A 383-nucleotide genomic window follows, 5' to 3' on the forward strand; every position below is an offset into this window, starting at 1 on the left:
GTCTCGCGGCCCATGGCCAGCCGGCCGGCCCGCGCTCCCGCCTCGTACAGCGGCAGCCGGACGGTGGTCAGGGCGGGGACGGCGTCCGCGCTGAAGGGCAGGTCGTCGTAGCCCGCGACGGACACGTCCTGCGGAATGCGCAGGCCCTGGTCGCGCAGTGCCGCGCAGACGCCCAGCGCGATCGTGTCGTTGGCGGCGATGACGGCCGTCAACGACGGCTCGCGGCGCAGCAGTTCGAGTGTCGCGTCATAGCCGGAGGCGCGGTCGTACAGGCCGTGCAGGGTCAGCCGCTCCGCGCCCTCGGCGCAGCCGTGCGCCGCGAGGGCGGGGCGGGGGCCCTCCCGCCGGTGCCGGGGGGTGGCCGTGCGGCCGGGCCCGCGCCA

Annotated in this window: 1 protein-coding gene; it reads right to left on the bottom strand. The window is 77.8% G+C overall.

Annotated features, from left to right (window positions below; translation table 11 throughout):
* Positions 1 to 383: substrate-binding domain-containing protein (locus QMK28_RS33285; RefSeq protein WP_326443426.1), on the bottom strand; the 383-nt coding region annotated here is incomplete at both ends.

Origin of the sequence: Streptomyces sp. H27-D2 (genome assembly GCF_035828615.1) — a bacterium.
In the GTDB taxonomy this organism is placed as follows: Bacteria; Actinomycetota; Actinomycetes; order Streptomycetales; family Streptomycetaceae; genus Streptomyces.